Below are 16,178 nucleotides of genomic sequence, written 5' to 3' on the forward strand. Positions count from 1 at the left end.
GGAGAACCGATATGCCCGTGAGTACTTTCCTGTGGTTCGACGGCCGAGCCGAAGAAGCCGCCGCGTTCTACACGGAGTTGTTCCCCGGCTCCGCGATCCACACCGTCGAGCACGCTCCGGACGGAGCGGTCACCACAGTCTCCTTCGAACTGTCGGGCCAGCGCTTCGTCGCCTACAACGGCGAACCCCGCTTCGCCTTCACCGCGGCCATCTCGCTGTACGCCGACTGCGAAACACAGGAGGAGGTGGACACCCTGTGGGCCGGGCTCACCGACGGCGGCGAGGAGGGACCCGGCGGTTCCCTGACCGACCGTTTCGGAATCACCTGGCAGGTAATCCCGAAAGCGATGGGTGAACTGCTCGCCGACGCGGAACCGGAGGCGGCGCAACGAATTCTCACCGCCGTCCACGCCATGAACAAGATCGATATCCAGGGGCTGGCCGACGCCCGCGGCCACTGAGTCCACCACCACCGCACGGCATCGCCCGGAGAACCGGAGGGAGCACCATGACCGACAACAGCGCGGCGAATCGCCCCGGACGGCTACGAGCCGCATGGACGCTGGTCCTGCTGACCACGCTGTGCGCGGAACTGACCTTCACCGCGGTCGCGGTCCCGTTCACCTGGCTGCTGCTGCCCCTGCTGATGGTGATGTACGGGGCCGGAGTGCTGGTGGTCCGGGAGGCGGCCGTCCGCACGGGTGCCGGATGGCCGAGCCTGTTACTGCTCGGCCTGGCCTACCAGCTGGCCGAGGACGGACTCGGCCTGCAGGCCCTGACCAGCCCCGATATGTACGGCGCCGCCGATTGGGGGTGGCGGGCGCTCGGCGTGAACTGGACCTACTGGGTATCCCAGATCGGGGTGCACGTGGTGTTCAGTGTGCTCATCCCGATCGTGCTCACCGATCTGCTGTTCCCGCACCATCGCGGCCGGCCGTATCTGCGCACGCGCGGGCTGGCGGGCACCGCCGTGCTCGCGGTGGCCGGCGTACTCGGCCTGCGGCTCGTCGTCTCCGGCACCGAGGATCCCGGCTACCGCACCCCGTGGGGGTGGACGGTCGCCTTCCTGCTCGCCATCGCCGTCCTGGCGACCGTGGCGTTGCGCTACCTGCCCGGCCACCCCTTCCTGATGCCGCGACCCGCGGCCACGGTCCCGCGCGCGTGGATGGTCGGCGTCGCCGCGGCGGTGGCGACCGTGGTGTTCCTGGGGCTGCTGCTCCCGCCGGGGCTGCGCCCCGACAACCTGTACGGCCCCGGTTTCCCACTGTGGATCCCGCTGCTCATCGCCCCCGTGGTGGCGTTCGCCGCCGCGTGCCGGGTGCTGCGCTGGCGGGCGGCGCCGGAATGGGGTGACCGGCAGCTGATCTGGTTGATCGGCGGAATCCTCGTCGGCCATACCGCGTTCATGATGGCGGCCTCCCCCACCGCCGTGGTCACCGGCTCGCTGACCATCGCGGCGGAGGTCGCGCTGCTGGTCGTGCTCGCCCGGCGCCTCGGACGCCGGGTGGCGGCGCCCGAGTACGCCGCGGGCCGTGGCTGAACCGGGTTCGGCCGGGATCGATCCCCGCGCGCACCGGACCATTACGCTACCGGGTGTGTCGGCAGAACGAACTTCTGTCCGGGGATTGCCTCCCGCGGATACCAGCGATTTCGTGGGTCGCGACCGGGAACTGCAGAGAATCGGAATGGCCCTGCTGGGCGAGGCCCGGCTGGTGACCCTGATCGGTGCGGGCGGTATCGGGAAGACCCGGTTGGCGATCGAGGCCGTCCAGCGGTTCCAGCGCGCCCGGCGGGTCCCGGTCCACTGGGTGCGGCTGGCGCTGCTCCCCCGGGACGCCGACGCGGCGGCGGTGGAGGAACATATCGCGGTCTCGGTGATCGAGGCCGATTTCTCCGGACGACCGGCCTGGGACGCGGTGGTCGCCGCGGTGCGCCGGCGCGACGCGGCCGGTCGGGATGTGCAGACGATCCTGGTCATGGACAACTGCGAACACGTGCTCGCCGGTGCGGGCGCGGTGATCGCCGATCTGCTCGACGCGGCCCCCGGGCTCACCGTGCTGGCCACCAGCCGGGAAGCGATCGGATGGGTCGACGAGAAACTGGTACCGGTGCCCGCGCTGTCCGGAGCACAGGCGCTGACCATGTTCCGCGCTCGCGCGGACCTCGTCGGGCATACGCTCACCGACGACGAGACCGATACCGCCGCCGCGATCTGCCGGCATGTGCACAACCACCCGCTCTACATCCGGCTGGCGGCCGCGCGCCTCTCGCGCCAGCCGCTGCCGATGATCCTGCGCGACCTCAGCGGCGCGGCCGGCGACCGCCGGTTGCAGTGGCAACACGGCCCCCGGGTCGGCGCGGAGGCCCGGCACCAGGGGATCCGCGATGTCATCGCCTGGTCCTACGACCTCTGCCGGGACAAGGAACGGGTGCTGTTCGATCGCCTGTCGGTGTTCGCGGCCGGGTACGACGCCGACCACGACGGCGCCGACGCGGGGCAGGACGTCGGCGCCGAATTGGAAGCCGTGGTGGCGATCTGCGCCGACGACGACACCGCCCCCGGCGACGGATTGACGCGCGAGGAGATCGAAGGCCTGCTGGAACGGCTGGTGGATCAGTCTCTCGTATCGATCCACCTCGCGACGACGACAGTGCGCTATTCACTGGCCGAGACCATCCGCGTCTTCGCCCGGCACCGGCTGGCGCAACGCGGTGCGGAAGCCGACCGGTTCGCGCGCCGGCATCGCCGCTACTACCGCGACAAGGTGGTCGCGGCCCGCGCCGGTTGGTTCGGGCCCGACGAGCGGGCGCTGCTCGATTGGGCCCGGGCGGCCTGGGACAACCTGCTGTGCGCGATGGAGGGCAGTATCGCCACTCCGGGCGAGGCGGCCGTCGGCCTGGAGATCGCCGCCGGGCTCATCGCCCTGCGCATACCCTTCTTCACCGGCTCGCTCCGAGAACCGCGCCGGTGGGCCGAGCGCGCACTCGCGGCCAGCCGGGACCTCGACCCCGAACCGGTTCCGTTGCAGATCGTTTCGATGTCGCTGATCGCCTGGATCAGTATGTGCCAGGGAATGCACCGCGACGCCGAACACATGCTCGACGAATGCGTCGCACGCTGCCTGCCCGCCGCCGAGTCCGGGACGCGGTGGCGGGCGGAACCCGATCGCGACTTCGGCCTGCCCGCCGCCGTCGAATTCGCCCGCGGGACCGAGCTGATGCTGATCCGCTGCGATATCCGCGCGATCGCGGTCCTGGCCCGGGCCCGGGTGCGGTTCGCCGCCGAGGGCGACGACGGCGGTGCCGCGATGAGCGAACTGTTCGAGGCACTGGCTGCCGCGTTCTTCGGCACCTCCGGACAGGCCCTGGACACCTGCCGCCGCCACCTGGGCAACGCGGAGCGCTCCGGCGCCGGGTGGGCGGTGTCCTGGGCGAGGCTGGCCTGGGCGATCGCGTCGAGCAAACACGGCGACCCGGACGAGGCACTGGCCGTGGCGCGGACGACGCTGGCCGATCAGCTCGCGATGCGCGACCGGTGGGGCGCGGTCTGGGCCGTGCACATCCGGGCCTGGGCCCTGGCCCGCCTGGTCGGCGCCGCGCCCGACCCGCGCGCCGCCGCCGTCCGGGACCGGGCACGCGATATCGCATGCCTGCTCGGCGGGGGAACCACACTCAGGGAAGGGATCGGCGTGGATATCGCCAACCTGGGCCCCTTCGCCGCCGAAACCGAGTACGCCGCGGACATCGCCCGAAAAGCACTGGGCGACAAGCTGTTCGACGAGGCATTGCGCGAGGGCACGCTACTGCGACCGGAACTCGGGGAGGTGGCGCAGCTGGCACTGGGGAACCTGTCGATGGAACGACTGCCGGTCGAACATCCGGTGCGGCGCGGCCGGCCGTCGCCGTGGGAGCAGCTGTCCACCGCCGAACAGGAGGTGGCCGTACTCGCCGCGGCCGGGTGGACGAATACGGCCATCGCGGCCCGGCGCGGCAGCTCCTACAAGACCGTGGACGCGCAAATGGCCGCCGTACTGCAGAAACTCATGATCGGTTCCCGAGCCGGAATCCGTTCGCTCGTACCTCCCGACCGCCGGGCCCAGGTGAGCGAGGAAGCCGCCCGCAAGCCGCCGCGTGGCCGGCCGAACCCGCGTCCGCGCTGACGGGACCGGGCGTGGCCGATCGGGCCGGCCGCCGGACATACCGGTGGCACGGCTCTACCGATGCCGGATCTCTACCTATCGGGTGATTCTTGGTCCCGCGCGGCCGTCGTTGCCCGCGGCCGCCGATGATCATCGCCCCTCGCTGGAGTCGTCCACTGTGCTCGTACCCACGCCCGTAACCGGCAGCCGCATCTCACCCGCCGATACCGACGCGCCTCGTGTTCCGCTGTACTCCCCGGAGTTCGCCGCCGATCCGCACGGCGCCTACCGGCAGATGCGCGACAGGTACGGCTCCCTGGTTCCGATCGAACTGGCGCCGGGAGTCCCCGCGACGCTGGTGCTCGGATATCGCGCGGCGCTGCGGATTCTCAACGACCCCGAGCGTTTCCCCGCGGACCCGCGGGCCTGGCAACGCGATATCCCGGCCGATTGCCCGGTGCTGCCCGTCCTGGAGTGGCGGCCGAGCGCGATCCGCAGCGCGGGCGCGGAGCACGCCCGTTACCGCGCCGTCAACACGGCCGGGATCGACGCGGTCGATCTGCACGCACTGCACGCTGTCGTCGAGCGGATCGCCGTCCCGCTGATCAACGCGTTCTGCGCGGGCGGCGCGGCCGACCTCGTCACCCAGTACGCCTTTCCCCTGGCATTCCAGTCGATCAACGCGATGCTGGGGTGCCCACCGGAGATCGGCGGCAAGGTCGCGGAAGCGACCCAGGCGGTCTTCGACGGCATCGACGCCGAAGAGGGGAACCGGATGCTCAGCGCGGCCGTGCTCGAACTCGTCGAGCTCAAGCGCGGCGATCCGGGAGCCGATATCACCTCGCGCATCCTGAGCCACCCCGCGGACCTGGACGAATCGGAACTGATCCATCAGATCGTCGTGCTCTACGGCGCCGGAATCGAGCCGCTGCAGAATCTGATCGTCAACGCCCTGCTGCTGATCCTCACCGACGAACGGTTCGGCGGCAATCTCCTCGGCGGCGCGCTGTCCACCCGGGACGCCTTGGACGAGGTCCTGTTCGAGGATCCGCCGATGGCGAATTTCAGCGTCACCTACCCGCGGCAGCCGATCCTGATCGACGAGGTCTGGCTACCCGCGCACCAGCCCGTGGTGATCAGTCTGGCCGGCTGCAACAACGACCCCGCCCTCGGCACCGGCGATCACACCGGCAACCGTTCCCATCTGGCGTGGGGCGCGGGACCCCACGCCTGCCCGGCCCGATCGGCGGCCTATCTGATCGCCCAGGGCGCGGTCGACCAGTTGCTGGACGCCCTACCGGATCTGCGGCCCGCCGTACCGGCCGGCGAACTCACCTGGCGCCCCGGCCCTTTCCACCGCGCCCTGGCCGAACTCCCGGTGACCTTCCCGCCGGCCCCACCGCAGGCGCTGCCCTGAACCCCTCGAGTCAGGACACGGCCGCCGGCGGTTGAGCGCGACCCACCGGATACCGGTCAGGGCACCCGCGGGCCGGTGTGCGCACCGGCCGTGAACCGAGACATATCGGCGGGCCGGGCGAAGGTATCGGCGAACGCGTCCGCCAGCACGGGGTCGCTCTGGGCGGCCAGCATGAGCTGCTGCAGTTCTGGCGGCGGGGCGAGCACGGCCGCCGTCCAGCGCGCGGCGGGATGAGCGGTCCCGGTGAGCCAGGGCGTCGCGGCCGCTTCCATCCACGGCCGGTCGAACGGGCCCTCCGGGCGGGCCAGTATCGCGGCGGCATAGGCCGCCGCGCACTGGGCGGCGTTGTTCGCGCCCTGGGCGCCGCCGGGGTCCATCCGGCACACCACATCGCCACCGCCGAGAACCGGCAGTCCGGACGGGGTGATCCCCACCGGATGCCGCACGACCGGGGTCACGGCACCGATCGCGCTCGCACCGCCGTCGGTGGGTTCGGCCGTGCGATAACGTTCGGCGAGGTCGGCGGGCAGGATCGACCCGAGCAGGCGCAGCGCCCGGGTGATCCGCTCGGCCGCGGACTCGTGCGCGGTGAACACGTCGAGCGGGCCGCCCGGTACCGCTTCGATCAACAGCATTTCGCAGCGCCGTTCCTGCCCGGGCGCACCGGTGAGCCCCGGGTAGGAGACGATCTCACCCAGCCCGGGCAGTGACACATACGTGCCGAGATCGTCCGGATCGTCCGGGACACCGTCCAGGTAGAAGACCGCCAGCTGCCGGGCGGGCCCCGCGGCCACCGGCCACTCCGTATCGACGGGGAACCAGGCGGCCGTCGCCGCGGACGCCCGGGTGACGACGGTCAGGTCGGCACGGGCGACCCGCTGCTCGAGTTCGGCCGGCGAGGGATCGGCGATCTCCAGGTCCCCGCCGGCGGCCGCGAAGTCGGTGAGCCACCGCGCGAAAACGGTGCGCTGGTCGACGCTCTGCGCGGGCCGGCCGAATCGACCGGTCCATTCCAGCACTCGCTGCCCCTCCATCACCATGGCCAGCCGGATGCCGCGTATCTCGGGCGCCCGGGAACGCCAATGCCCCAGTCCCGCGCCGGCCTCGAGGTCGAGCGTGCGCGGGAACTTCACCTGGGTGCTGGTCACCGTCCCGTTCAGAATCCGCGCGGCGTCACGCGCGGCGACGAGTGTGACCGGCAGGCCCGCCGCCGACAGCCGGTGCGCCAGCGGAAGCCCGCATTCACCCGCTCCCAGAATCTGAATACTCTCCACAGCACCACCCTTGTCTCGCCGGACCCGTGCGGTCCGGTGAGGTGATCGTCGGCGCATAGGTAGGACCGGCGCATCGGTAGCGGCCGTTCTCGGAGGCCGGAAGCCCGCGCGACGGCGCTCCGCTCGCCTCGGCGGGCACACCCCGGTGTTGCGCTAGATTGGGTCGAGACCACCACGGCGGTGGTGCCGCGGCAACGCGGGCCGCCGGCAGCCGGCGCAGGAAAGGACATCGGTGACCGCCACCGCGACGCAGGCCCGGGCCGCACGGCCCGTTCCCGTTCGCCGCCGGTACCGGTCGCGGCCCGTTCTGCGCGCTGTTCTGGTGGTACTGCTGACCGCGGTCTCGCTGCTGCACTGCGATCCGCTGACCCCGGCCGCCCACGCGCATCCGGATCACGCGGTGAGCACCGCGACCACCGCTCCCGGCGCCGGGCACACACACGCGTCGGACGCCTTCGATTCCCACTGCCCCACGCACGCGGTGCACTGCGTTCCCCAGGTGGTCCTTCCGCCCCGGGCGAGTGATCTCTTCGATTTCCTCTGGCTGGGCACCCTGGTATCCGCCGCCCTGGCCGCGATCTCGGTCGCCCTCGCCGCGGGCCGCCGCCCCCGCGGCCCGCCCGCTTCCCGGCCCGCGCTCGGCGGGCAGCAGATCCTGACCCTGTTCTGTATCGCCCGACGCTGATCGGTCAGCGCCAGGCCGCGCCACCACGGGTGGGCGGCCGGTGTCCGTCACCGTTCACCGTCGAGGGCACACGTGTGCCCGATACCAGAAAGCGACCACAGGTCGATGGACAATATCGTGCTGCCCGAATGGGCCGAGGCCGGCGCCCGCACCATCGCGGCGCCCGGCGCCGCCCTCTCTCCGGATTCGCTGGTCGGCAATACACCGGTGCTGCGGGTTTCCGGCCCGCTGGCCCCGGCGCCGCGGGGATTCTGGGCAAAGCTGGAGGGATTCAATCCCGGCGGGATGAAGGACCGGCCCGCCCTGCACATGGTCGAATGCGCCCGCCGTCGCGGTGAACTCGCACCGGGAGCCCGGATCGTGGAGTCGACCAGCGGAACGCTCGGGTTGGGGCTGGCGCTGGCCGGGGTCGCCCACGGGCATCCGGTCACCCTGGTCACCGATCCGGGTCTGGAACCGATCGTGGCCCGGATGCTCGCCGCCTACGGGGCCACCGTGGATATCGTCACCGAACCCCATCCGGCCGGCGGCTGGCAGCAGGCCCGTCGCGACCGGGTGGCGGAGCTGCTGTCCGCCGAGCCGGCGGCATGGTGCCCGGATCAGTACTCCAACCCCGACAACATCGCGGGATACGAACCGCTGGCGCTGGAGCTGATCGAACAGCTCGGCGGGGTGGACGTGCTGGTGTGCGCGGTGGGCACCGGCGGGCATTCGGCCGGGGTCGCGCGGGTGCTGCGGCGGTTCCATCCGGCGATGGAGCTGATCGGCGTCGATACCGTGGACTCCACGATCTTCGGCCTACCGGCCGGCCCGCGGCTGATGCGCGGGCTGGGTTCGAGTATCCATCCCGCCAATGTCGACTACGACGCCTTCGACGAAATCCATTGGATCGCCCCCGACGAAGCGGTCTGGTCGGCCCGCGCCCTGGCCCGGACCTATCACATCAGCGGCGGCTGGAGCGTGGGCGCGGTCGCCCTGGTCGCGGGCTGGGCGGCCCGGACCCGGGAGCCGGGCACCCGCATCGCGGCGGTGTTCCCCGACGGACCGCAACGCTATTTCGACACCGTCTACAACGACGATTACTGCCGCGCGCACGATCTGCTGCGTACCGAACCGCCGGCGGGTCCGGCGACCGTCTCGTCACCGGCGGAGGGTCCGGTGCGATCGTGGACACGGTGCCGTGACGTGGGCGATCCCCGCGCCGCAGCGGTCGCCGGCACCGAGGAGGAGCGCTGATGGGCGTCGCGGCCGAATTCCGCGGTTTCGACACGCCGGCCCGCCTGCTGATGATCAATCAGTTCGGCATCAATCTCGGTTTCTACATGCTGATGCCGTATCTGGCCGGCTATCTGGCCGGACCGCTCGGGCTGGCCGCGTGGGCGGTGGGCCTGGTGCTGGGCGTGCGCAATTTCTCCCAGCAGGGCATGTTCCTGGTGGGCGGCACGCTGGCCGACCGGTTCGGCTACAAACCACTCATCGTCGCCGGATGTCTCTTCCGGACCGCCGGTTTCGCGCTCCTGGTGTTCGCGACGAACCTTCCCGCGTTGCTGATCGCGTCGGCGGCCACCGGATTCGCCGGCGCCCTGTTCAACCCGGCCGTCCGCGCGTATCTCGCCGCCGAGGCGGGACCGCGCCGGGTACCGGCGTTCGCGCTGTTCAACATCTTCTACCAGGCGGGCATCCTGGCCGGCCCGCTCGTGGGGATGGCGTTGATGCTGCTGGATTTCCGCACCACCGCGGCGGTGGCCGCGGCCGTGTTCGCCGTGCTGACGGTGGCCCAGCTGTTCGCGCTGCCGGCGCGGCGTGAGCACACCGGGGACGAGCGGGGCCCGGTTCTGAAGCAGTGGCGCGCGCTGCTCGCCAACCGGCGCTTCGTGGCGTTCGCGGTCGCGATGACCGGCTCGTATGTGCTGTCGTTCCAGGTGTATCTGGCGCTTCCGCTGCAGGCCGAGATCCTCGCTCCGGACCACGCGCAGCTGTTGATCTCCGGGATATTCGTGGTCTCCGGGGTGATCGCGATCGCGGGTCAGATGCGGATCACCGCGTGGTTCCGGGCCCGTTTCGGCCGCGGCCGCGCCCTGGTGATCGGTATGGCCGTGCTGACCGCGGCGTTCCTGCCGATGGCGCTGATCCCGGGGCCGGAGGCGCTGGGCACCGGCGGGGCCGTGGCGGCGTTGCTGCTGTGCGCCGCGGTGCTGGCGGTCGGCACCGCCACCGTGTTCCCCTTCGAGATGGATACCGTGGTCACTCTCGCCGAAGGGCGGCTGGTCGCCACGCATTACGGCTTCTACAACACGATCGTCGGTATCGGAATCCTGGCCGGGAACCTCGCCACCGGAGCGGTTTTCGGTGCGGCCCGGGACGCGGGAGCCGAATGGGCGGTATGGGCCGGGCTGGTCGTCGTCGGCATCGCCACCACCGCTGCCCTCGCCCGCCTAGACCGCCATCCGGATCCGGACCCCGAGTGCCCCGGCGCCGCGGGCACGGACGTCACGGGCGAGGTCCGGACCGCGAGCACCTGACCCGCGACAGCACCGCGCCCGGCCGTCGATGCGACGGCCGGGCGCGGTGTTCGTCGTTTTCAGTGCCGCGGCGCCTCGGCCCGTAGGGTGAAGGCCGCGGTGTGCACCACGCCCTCGTGCCGGAAATCGAGGAACAGCCGGTAGATCCCGGGTCCGGGTACCGCGGTGTGGAAGGCGATCTCGGGACCGGGTGCGGTCACGCCGTCTCCGGGCTCCCCGGTGGGGTGGACGTGGATATAGGCCAGATCCCCGGCGCGGATCACCACCAGGTGTCCGTAGGCGGCGAGATAGGGCTCGAGATCGGTGACGGCCGCGCCGTCCCGGCGCACGGTCAGAGTCAGCAGGTCACCGGCTCCCGCCACCAGGTCACCGCGCAATTCCACCTCGTATCCGCCGGTCACGACGGTGCGTCCCGGCGCCGGTACCGGCAGCGGGGCGTAGGGGCCGGGGACCGCGAGGTCGGCGCCGAGGGTGAGGGTGCGGCCCAGGGCGCGGGGCGCGATATCGGTGAACACCCGGTAGGCGCCGGCGTCCGGCAGGTTCAACCGCACCGACCAGGTGCCGTCGTCCGCGCGCCGGGGATGGACATGCCAGAAGCCGGTCAGCTCGCGCCGGACGACGATCAGATGGAGTTCGCGGTCGTGGATCGGGGTGTAGTCGGTGACCGGCTCCCCATCGGGACCGAGAATCCGGAACCGGAAGTCGATCTCCCCCGGCTCCACCACGGGGTTCAGCAGATCCAGCGTGTAGCCGTCCTGGGTGATCTGCAACCCGCCCGGTAACGACGCACCGTGACCCCCGTGGGCGGCCGTGTCGTGATGGGCGTGCTGCCCGGCGTGGGCGACCGGTGCGACGGCGTGCGCCCCCGCACCGTGACCGCCGTGGCCGTGATGTTCGGTGTGAGTGGCGTGTATCGAGGCGTTCATTGTGCTCTCCCTGTTCTCCTGACCGGCGGTTACGCGAATGAACATATACCCCCTATGGGTATATAGCAACACTGGACATTCATACCCCCTAGGGGTATATCTGTCTTCCGCCGGTACTCCGGCCCGGAAGAACGGAAGTCGTCATGAGTACACAGACATCACCCACCACCTCGAAACGGTGGTGGGCGCTCGCGGTGATCGCCGCCGCGCAGTTCATGGTCATCATGGACACCTCGATCATCGGCATCGCACTCCCCGAGATGCAGGCCGAACTTGGTTTCTCCCAGGAGAACCTGTCCTGGGTCTTCAACGCCTACGTCATCGCCTTCGGTGGTCTGCTCCTGCTGGGCGGGCGGCTGTCGGATCTACTAGGCGCGCGCAAGGTGTTCGCGGCGGGCTGGATCGTGCTGCTGGTGGGCTCGGTCGTCGCGGGCGCCGCCGGCGATATCGCGGTCGAACTGGCCGGACGCGCGATCCAGGGTGGCGGCGCGGCACTCATCGCCCCCTCGGCACTGACCCTGCTGATGATGCTGTTCGGCTCCGCACCGCGGGAACTGACCAAAGCCCTCGCGGTCTACGGCGCGGCCGCCCCGGCGGGCGGTACCGCCGGGGTATTCCTCGGTGGCGTCATCACCGAATACATCAGCTGGCCTTGGGTGTTCTACATCAACGTGCCGATCGCCCTGCTGGCCCTGATCGCGGTCCCGGCCCTGATGCCCGCCGCACCCGCCCGCCCGGGTTCGGTGGATCTGCTCGGCGCGATCACGGTCACCGCGGGACTGGCCGCCGCCGTCTACGCGGTGGTCCGGGCCCCCGAGGCCGGCTGGGCGTCCGGGCAGACCTGGGGTGTCCTGGCCGTCTCGGCCGCCCTGCTGGCCGGATTCGTGGTCATCCAGTCGCGGCGCCGGGAACCGCTGATGCGGTTGGGAATCCTGCGCGCCCCGAACCTCGCCGCCGCCGATATCGCGCAACTGCTGCTCGGCGCCGCCTGGGTCCCGATGTGGTTCTTCCTGAACCTGTACCTGCAGCAGGTCCTCGGCTACAGCGCCTTCCCGTCCGGGGCCGCCCTGCTGCCGATGACCACCCTGATCATGCTCGGCATGATCGTGATCGCTCCCAGGGCGATGCAGCGGTTCGGCGCCAAGCCGATGATCGTCACCGGATTGCTCGTCCTGGCGGCCGGTTTGGCGCTCATGTCGCTCATCCGTCCGACCGGAAATTTCTGGATCGACGTGCTGCCCGCCTCCCTGGTGGCCGCCGGCGGTATGTCCCTGGCGTTCATCCCCTCCCTCGGCACCGCCATCTCCGCGGCGCCGCCCGAGGAAGGCGGGCTGGCCTCGGGCATCGTCAATGTCGCCTATCAGGTCGGATCGGCCATCGGCCTGGCCGCGATGACCGCGGTGGCCGCCGCGTTCGGCGCGGACCGGGCGGGTGATCTACCGGAACTGACCAACGGTTTCTCCGCCGCCTTCCTGGGCGCCGGGGCGATCGCCCTGGCCGGAGCGGGCATCACGGCGGCGACCATGCGAAAGGACAGCGCGACCTCCTGAATCGACGAGTGGCGGCGAAACCCCGGAATCCCCGCGGTGGGACCGCCACACCGAAGGTCGTACACACCGGGAGGCGGGACGGCAGCACAGTGCCGCTCCGCCTCTCGCCGCGCCGAGACCGCACTACGCTGCGGCGCGGTGGATCGGCGCGGTGGATCCGGGTCAGTAGACCAGCACCGGAACCAGAGCCGCGATGAACACCGTGAGACTCCACAGCGCCGGTGCCGCCGTGCGGATCTGGTCGTCGCGGGCCCGCGTGCGTGCCGAGACCGCCCGGCTGCGGCCGGGCGACGACGGCGCGACCCACGCTTCCAACCGCTGATACACCAGCCCCAATGCTCCGCCGTACAGCAGGTGACCGATCAGCGAGGGAAAGGCCGCGGCCAGCATCTCGGCCGACCACTGCGGTACGTCGCCGAGCAGCAACGGCAGCAGGAGCAGGTTGCCGAGCACCCACCACAGCAGGCCATAGGACACACCCCAGCCGATTCCGGCGGCGGCGTCGAAACTGCGGCCGCGGAACACGATCGCGTATCCGGTGCCGAGGGTCATCGAGATCAGCAGGTGCAGGATCAGCCCGACACCCACCGATTCCGAACCCGCCAGTGCCGCCACCGTCGGCAGGAAACCGATCGCGGCCATCACGGCGGTGAACACCGCACCGCCCACCAGACCGGCCCCGATCCCGTGCAGTACCGATACCGCCCGCCCGGCGATGAGACGGTCGGTGTACCGGTCCCGGACGTCGCCGGAGCGCGCTGCCCGCAGCACCCCGTCGACCAGGACGAACACCGCGGCCGTCCCGGCCCCGATCAGCAGATACCCCGGTAGCGCCGGAACGGCGTCCCGGGCCGCGGTCGCGGTCCAGTCGAGACCGTCACCGGCGAGCAGCGAGGGCAGCGTCAGACCGGCGACCAGCCACCACAGCAGTCCGTACACCGTGCCGCGGATCGACGCCGGGCCGATTCCCTCCCGCCGCGTCCCGAACAGCAGGCCGTACCCCGCGCCGAGAAACGATCCGGCGATCACCAGCGTGTAACCCCCGCCTTGCATGGGCCGCAGCACCAGCGACAGCAGCAGCCCGCACACCACCGCGGCCGACGCCGCGACGGCGGCGGCCCGGATATCGGTTTCCGCCTCGCGGCGCTCCCGGTGCCGCCGGGTCACCCAGGCGAAAACGGCCGCCGTCACCACGCCGTACAGCAGATGACCGACGAGGCTGGGAAACAACTCCCGGGCGTCGGTGACGGTCCAGCGCACCGGATTCCCGGACAGCGCGGGCAACAGTGTCAGCGGGCCTGCGAACCACCAGGCCACACCGTAGATCGACCCCCAGAACAGCAGGTCGCCGCCGTCGGCGGCCTGACGGGCGGCCGGGACCCCGAACCCGGCTCCCAGGATCACCGCGATGACCATATGCACCGCGGTCCCCACCACCGGACTGTCGGCGCGTACCAGCGCGGCCACGGTCGGAAGGAACCCGATCAGCGCCATCACCGCGCCGAACGCGACCCCGCCGGCCAGGCCGGCCAGTGCACCGGCCCGGGCGCCCTGCGCGGAGGTGAGGATCGGCCGGTCCGCCGGGGAATCCGGCTCGCCGGCCTCGGGTACGAGCGTTGCCGAGGGTAGGTCATACATGTCGATCCCTGTCCGATGCCGTAGTGGATACGAGTGCGGTCGAGGTGAGCGCGATATCGCGGGAGAACACCAGATCCAGCAGCCAGTCGACGGCGACCCGGAGCCGCTTCTCGGCGCCGGGCAGTTTGCCCAGATACACCGCGCGCCACAGCAACCACCCGAACTGCCCGGATACGGTGCGGCCGAACACCCGGCCCGCCGCCCGCCGGTGCCCCAGTGACACCAGAACGCCCAGGCCGCCGTACCGGAAGGGCTTCGGCCGCCTTCCGGTGATCACCGCGGCGATATTGTCCGCCACGGCCTTCCCCTCGCGGACGGCGTGTTGCGCGGTCGGCGGATAGTAGGTTCCGGGCCGGTCCGGAACCGGGATACGCGCGCAGTCCCCGATCGCCCAGACCCCGTTCATCCCGCGGGCCCGCAGATTTTCGTCCACCTCGAGCGGACCGCCGGTACCGGCCGATCCGATTCGCTCGACGAGGGCGGCCGGGCGATTGCCGGCGGTCCACACGAAGGTGCGTGTCTCGACGCATTCGTCGCCGGAGAACCGTACGAAACCGGGTCCGGCCTCCACGACCCGTGTGCCGAGCCGGAATTCGATCCCCCGGGCACCGAGCGTGCGCCGGGCGTAGTCGCCCAGGTCCGCGGGCAGTTCGGGGAGTAACCGGTCACCGGAGTGCACGAGCACGAACCGGGGCGTCGCGTCGTGCAGGCGCGGATAGTGGTGCAGCACGCCGTAGACCAGATCGGACAATTCCGCGACCAGTTCGGTGCCCGCGAATCCCCCACCGGCCACCACGAATGTCAGCAACCGGATCTGCTCGACCGGATCGGTTTCCAGATCCGCCCGCTCCAGCGCGGCGAGCACCTGATCGCGCAACCGGTTGGCGTCGTCGATGGATTTCATCGCGAACGCATGCTGCGCGACACCCGGCAGATCGAAGAACCGCGGCACGGCGCCCACCGCCACGATCAGTTCGTCGTAGGGCACCCGCTGCCTGCCCCCGCTGCCGGCGGTCACGATCAGTTCCCGCCGGTTGGGGTCCACCGATTCCACCCGGCCGTGCAGGAACGAGATATTGCGCAGCGCCGCGCGCACCGGCGCGGTGATATGCCGGGACTCGAGGGTGCTCGAGGCGACCTCCACCAGCAGCGGCGTGAACAGCAGGAAATTCGATTCGCTGATCACCGTGACCTCGGCGCGCAGACCCCGTCCGACCAGCGTGTCCAGCCGGCGTCCCGCGCCGACACCGCCGAACCCGCCGCCGACCACCACGATATGCGGCGGGCGCGGGCGCGGACCGACGGTGGCCCACCGACCCCACAGCGCGGTCAGCCCGTACAACAGCGGTCCGGTGACAGCGCCCAGCAGCACCACCCGCACCAGCTCGTCATAGCCCGCGACCGCCTCCGGCAGCGACCATTCCGGAACGTGCCCGGCCGCGAGCACCCTCAGGGTCAGACGCCACACCACCCAATCCGCCAGACCGAACAGCAGGCCCACCGCGAAGGCCGACGCGGCGGTCTGCCTCCGGCCCGAGACCAGCAGGCCGAACACCGCCCCGAAAACCAGGACGTGCACCACCCACGCACCCCACGACGGCCCGTCGCCCCCACCCGCCGTGGTCGCGAGCAGTCCCACCGCCGCGCCCGACGGCACGGCGGCCGCAACGCCCAGCAGCACCCGCCACGGCGTCGCCGCCACTGTCGGTTCCATCTCACTCTCCCTCGTCAGAACGCGGTGCGACCACCGCGGGTCACGAACCGGCTACCGGATATCACCGGCGCCGGGCCCGATCGGATTCCCGGCCCCGGGTGGCCACGAACGGCAACCGCGTGACAACCCGCCCCCGCCTTCGGAACACCGCCGATCGCCTCGATCATCACCGATCCGATCGGCTGGTGGACAGGAGAATTCGGTGACGAAACAATGACGTCCGCGCGACCGGAGCGCCGGCCGCCCGCGGACCGTTCCGGGCCCGCCGTCACACTTTGTTCACCGCTTTTCGCGTGATTTCCGGCCACCGCCG

General features: G+C 71.1%; 12 protein-coding genes. 8 read left to right on the plus strand and 4 right to left on the minus strand.

Annotated features, from left to right (window positions below; all coding sequences use genetic code 11):
* Positions 1-11: 11 nt before the first annotated feature.
* The 4 genes from ACZ6SF_RS26500 to ACZ6SF_RS26515 all read left to right on the plus strand — a co-directional run bounded on the left by ACZ6SF_RS26500 (position 12) and on the right by ACZ6SF_RS26515 (position 5,556).
* Complete coding sequence (locus ACZ6SF_RS26500) at positions 12-461, plus strand: VOC family protein (protein WP_466065462.1); 450 nt, start codon at positions 12-14, stop codon at positions 459-461.
* 47 nt (positions 462-508) lie between these two features.
* Positions 509-1,540 (plus strand): hypothetical protein, encoded by a 1,032-nt coding sequence (locus ACZ6SF_RS26505; RefSeq protein WP_466065463.1) that lies wholly within the window; start codon positions 509-511, stop codon positions 1,538-1,540.
* A 55-nt stretch (positions 1,541-1,595) separates the two neighbouring features.
* Entirely contained in the window at positions 1,596-4,160 is a 2,565-nt protein-coding gene (locus ACZ6SF_RS26510; RefSeq protein ID WP_466065465.1) for a helix-turn-helix transcriptional regulator, read from the plus strand.
* Between the two features lie 157 nt (positions 4,161-4,317).
* Positions 4,318-5,556: a cytochrome P450 gene (locus tag ACZ6SF_RS26515; RefSeq protein WP_466065467.1), complete on the plus strand. Its 1,239-nt coding sequence runs from the start codon at positions 4,318-4,320 to the stop codon at positions 5,554-5,556.
* Between the two features lie 56 nt (positions 5,557-5,612).
* Here ACZ6SF_RS26515 and ACZ6SF_RS26520 read toward each other — a convergent pair whose 3' ends face one another.
* A complete protein-coding gene (locus ACZ6SF_RS26520; RefSeq protein WP_466065468.1) occupies positions 5,613-6,830 on the minus strand; it encodes a styrene monooxygenase/indole monooxygenase family protein in 1,218 nt (405 codons plus the stop codon).
* A gap of 232 nt (positions 6,831-7,062) precedes the next feature.
* Here ACZ6SF_RS26520 and lpqS point away from each other — a divergent pair, with 232 nt between their 5' ends.
* The 3 genes from lpqS (at position 7,063) to ACZ6SF_RS26535 (ending at position 10,037) form a co-directional block, all read left to right on the plus strand.
* Positions 7,063-7,515 carry a putative copper homeostasis (lipo)protein LpqS gene (gene lpqS / locus ACZ6SF_RS26525; RefSeq protein ID WP_466065470.1) on the plus strand — a complete coding sequence of 151 codons (453 nt, stop codon included), beginning with the start codon at positions 7,063-7,065 and terminating at the stop codon, positions 7,513-7,515.
* A 105-nt stretch (positions 7,516-7,620) separates the two neighbouring features.
* A complete protein-coding gene (locus ACZ6SF_RS26530; protein WP_466065471.1) occupies positions 7,621-8,751 on the plus strand; it encodes a PLP-dependent cysteine synthase family protein in 1,131 nt (376 codons plus the stop codon).
* Positions 8,751-10,037 (plus strand): MFS transporter, encoded by a 1,287-nt coding sequence (locus ACZ6SF_RS26535; protein WP_466065473.1) that lies wholly within the window; start codon positions 8,751-8,753, stop codon positions 10,035-10,037. The genes ACZ6SF_RS26530 and ACZ6SF_RS26535 overlap by 1 nt, the downstream gene beginning before the upstream one ends.
* Before the next feature lie 59 nt (positions 10,038-10,096).
* On the opposite strand, the gene ACZ6SF_RS26540 is transcribed toward ACZ6SF_RS26535, so the two are convergent.
* Positions 10,097-10,963 (minus strand): hypothetical protein, encoded by an 867-nt coding sequence (locus ACZ6SF_RS26540; protein WP_466065475.1) that lies wholly within the window; start codon positions 10,961-10,963, stop codon positions 10,097-10,099.
* A 143-nt stretch (positions 10,964-11,106) separates the two neighbouring features.
* On the opposite strand from ACZ6SF_RS26540, the gene ACZ6SF_RS26545 reads away from it, so the two are divergent.
* A complete protein-coding gene (locus tag ACZ6SF_RS26545) occupies positions 11,107-12,513 on the plus strand; it encodes an MFS transporter (RefSeq protein WP_466065477.1) in 1,407 nt (468 codons plus the stop codon).
* Between the two features lie 162 nt (positions 12,514-12,675).
* Here ACZ6SF_RS26545 and ACZ6SF_RS26550 read toward each other — a convergent pair whose 3' ends face one another.
* Positions 12,676-14,151: a hypothetical protein gene (locus tag ACZ6SF_RS26550; RefSeq protein ID WP_466065479.1), complete on the minus strand. Its 1,476-nt coding sequence runs from the start codon at positions 14,149-14,151 to the stop codon at positions 12,676-12,678.
* A complete protein-coding gene (locus ACZ6SF_RS26555; RefSeq protein ID WP_466065481.1) occupies positions 14,144-15,865 on the minus strand; it encodes an NAD(P)/FAD-dependent oxidoreductase in 1,722 nt (573 codons plus the stop codon). Before ACZ6SF_RS26555 ends, ACZ6SF_RS26550 begins: the two co-directional genes overlap by 8 nt.
* Positions 15,866-16,178: the final 313 nt, after the last annotated feature.

This window comes from Nocardia sp. NPDC049935 (genome assembly GCF_055586645.1).

Excerpts from the sequence above, each read along its gene's own strand:
- ACZ6SF_RS26505 (WP_466065463.1), top strand. The coding sequence starts at position 509 with ATGACCGACAACAGCGCGGCGAATCGCCCCGGACGGCTACGAGCCGCA.
- ACZ6SF_RS26535 (WP_466065473.1), top strand. The coding sequence starts at position 8,751 with ATGGGCGTCGCGGCCGAATTCCGCGGTTTCGACACGCCGGCCCGCCTG.
- ACZ6SF_RS26550 (WP_466065479.1), bottom strand. The coding sequence starts at position 14,151 with ATGTATGACCTACCCTCGGCAACGCTCGTACCCGAGGCCGGCGAGCCG.
- ACZ6SF_RS26545 (WP_466065477.1), top strand. The coding sequence starts at position 11,107 with ATGAGTACACAGACATCACCCACCACCTCGAAACGGTGGTGGGCGCTC.
- ACZ6SF_RS26555 (WP_466065481.1), bottom strand. The coding sequence starts at position 15,865 with ATGGAACCGACAGTGGCGGCGACGCCGTGGCGGGTGCTGCTGGGCGTT.
- ACZ6SF_RS26530 (WP_466065471.1), top strand. The coding sequence starts at position 7,621 with ATGGACAATATCGTGCTGCCCGAATGGGCCGAGGCCGGCGCCCGCACC.
- ACZ6SF_RS26500 (WP_466065462.1), top strand. The coding sequence starts at position 12 with ATGCCCGTGAGTACTTTCCTGTGGTTCGACGGCCGAGCCGAAGAAGCC.
- ACZ6SF_RS26540 (WP_466065475.1), bottom strand. The coding sequence starts at position 10,963 with ATGAACGCCTCGATACACGCCACTCACACCGAACATCACGGCCACGGC.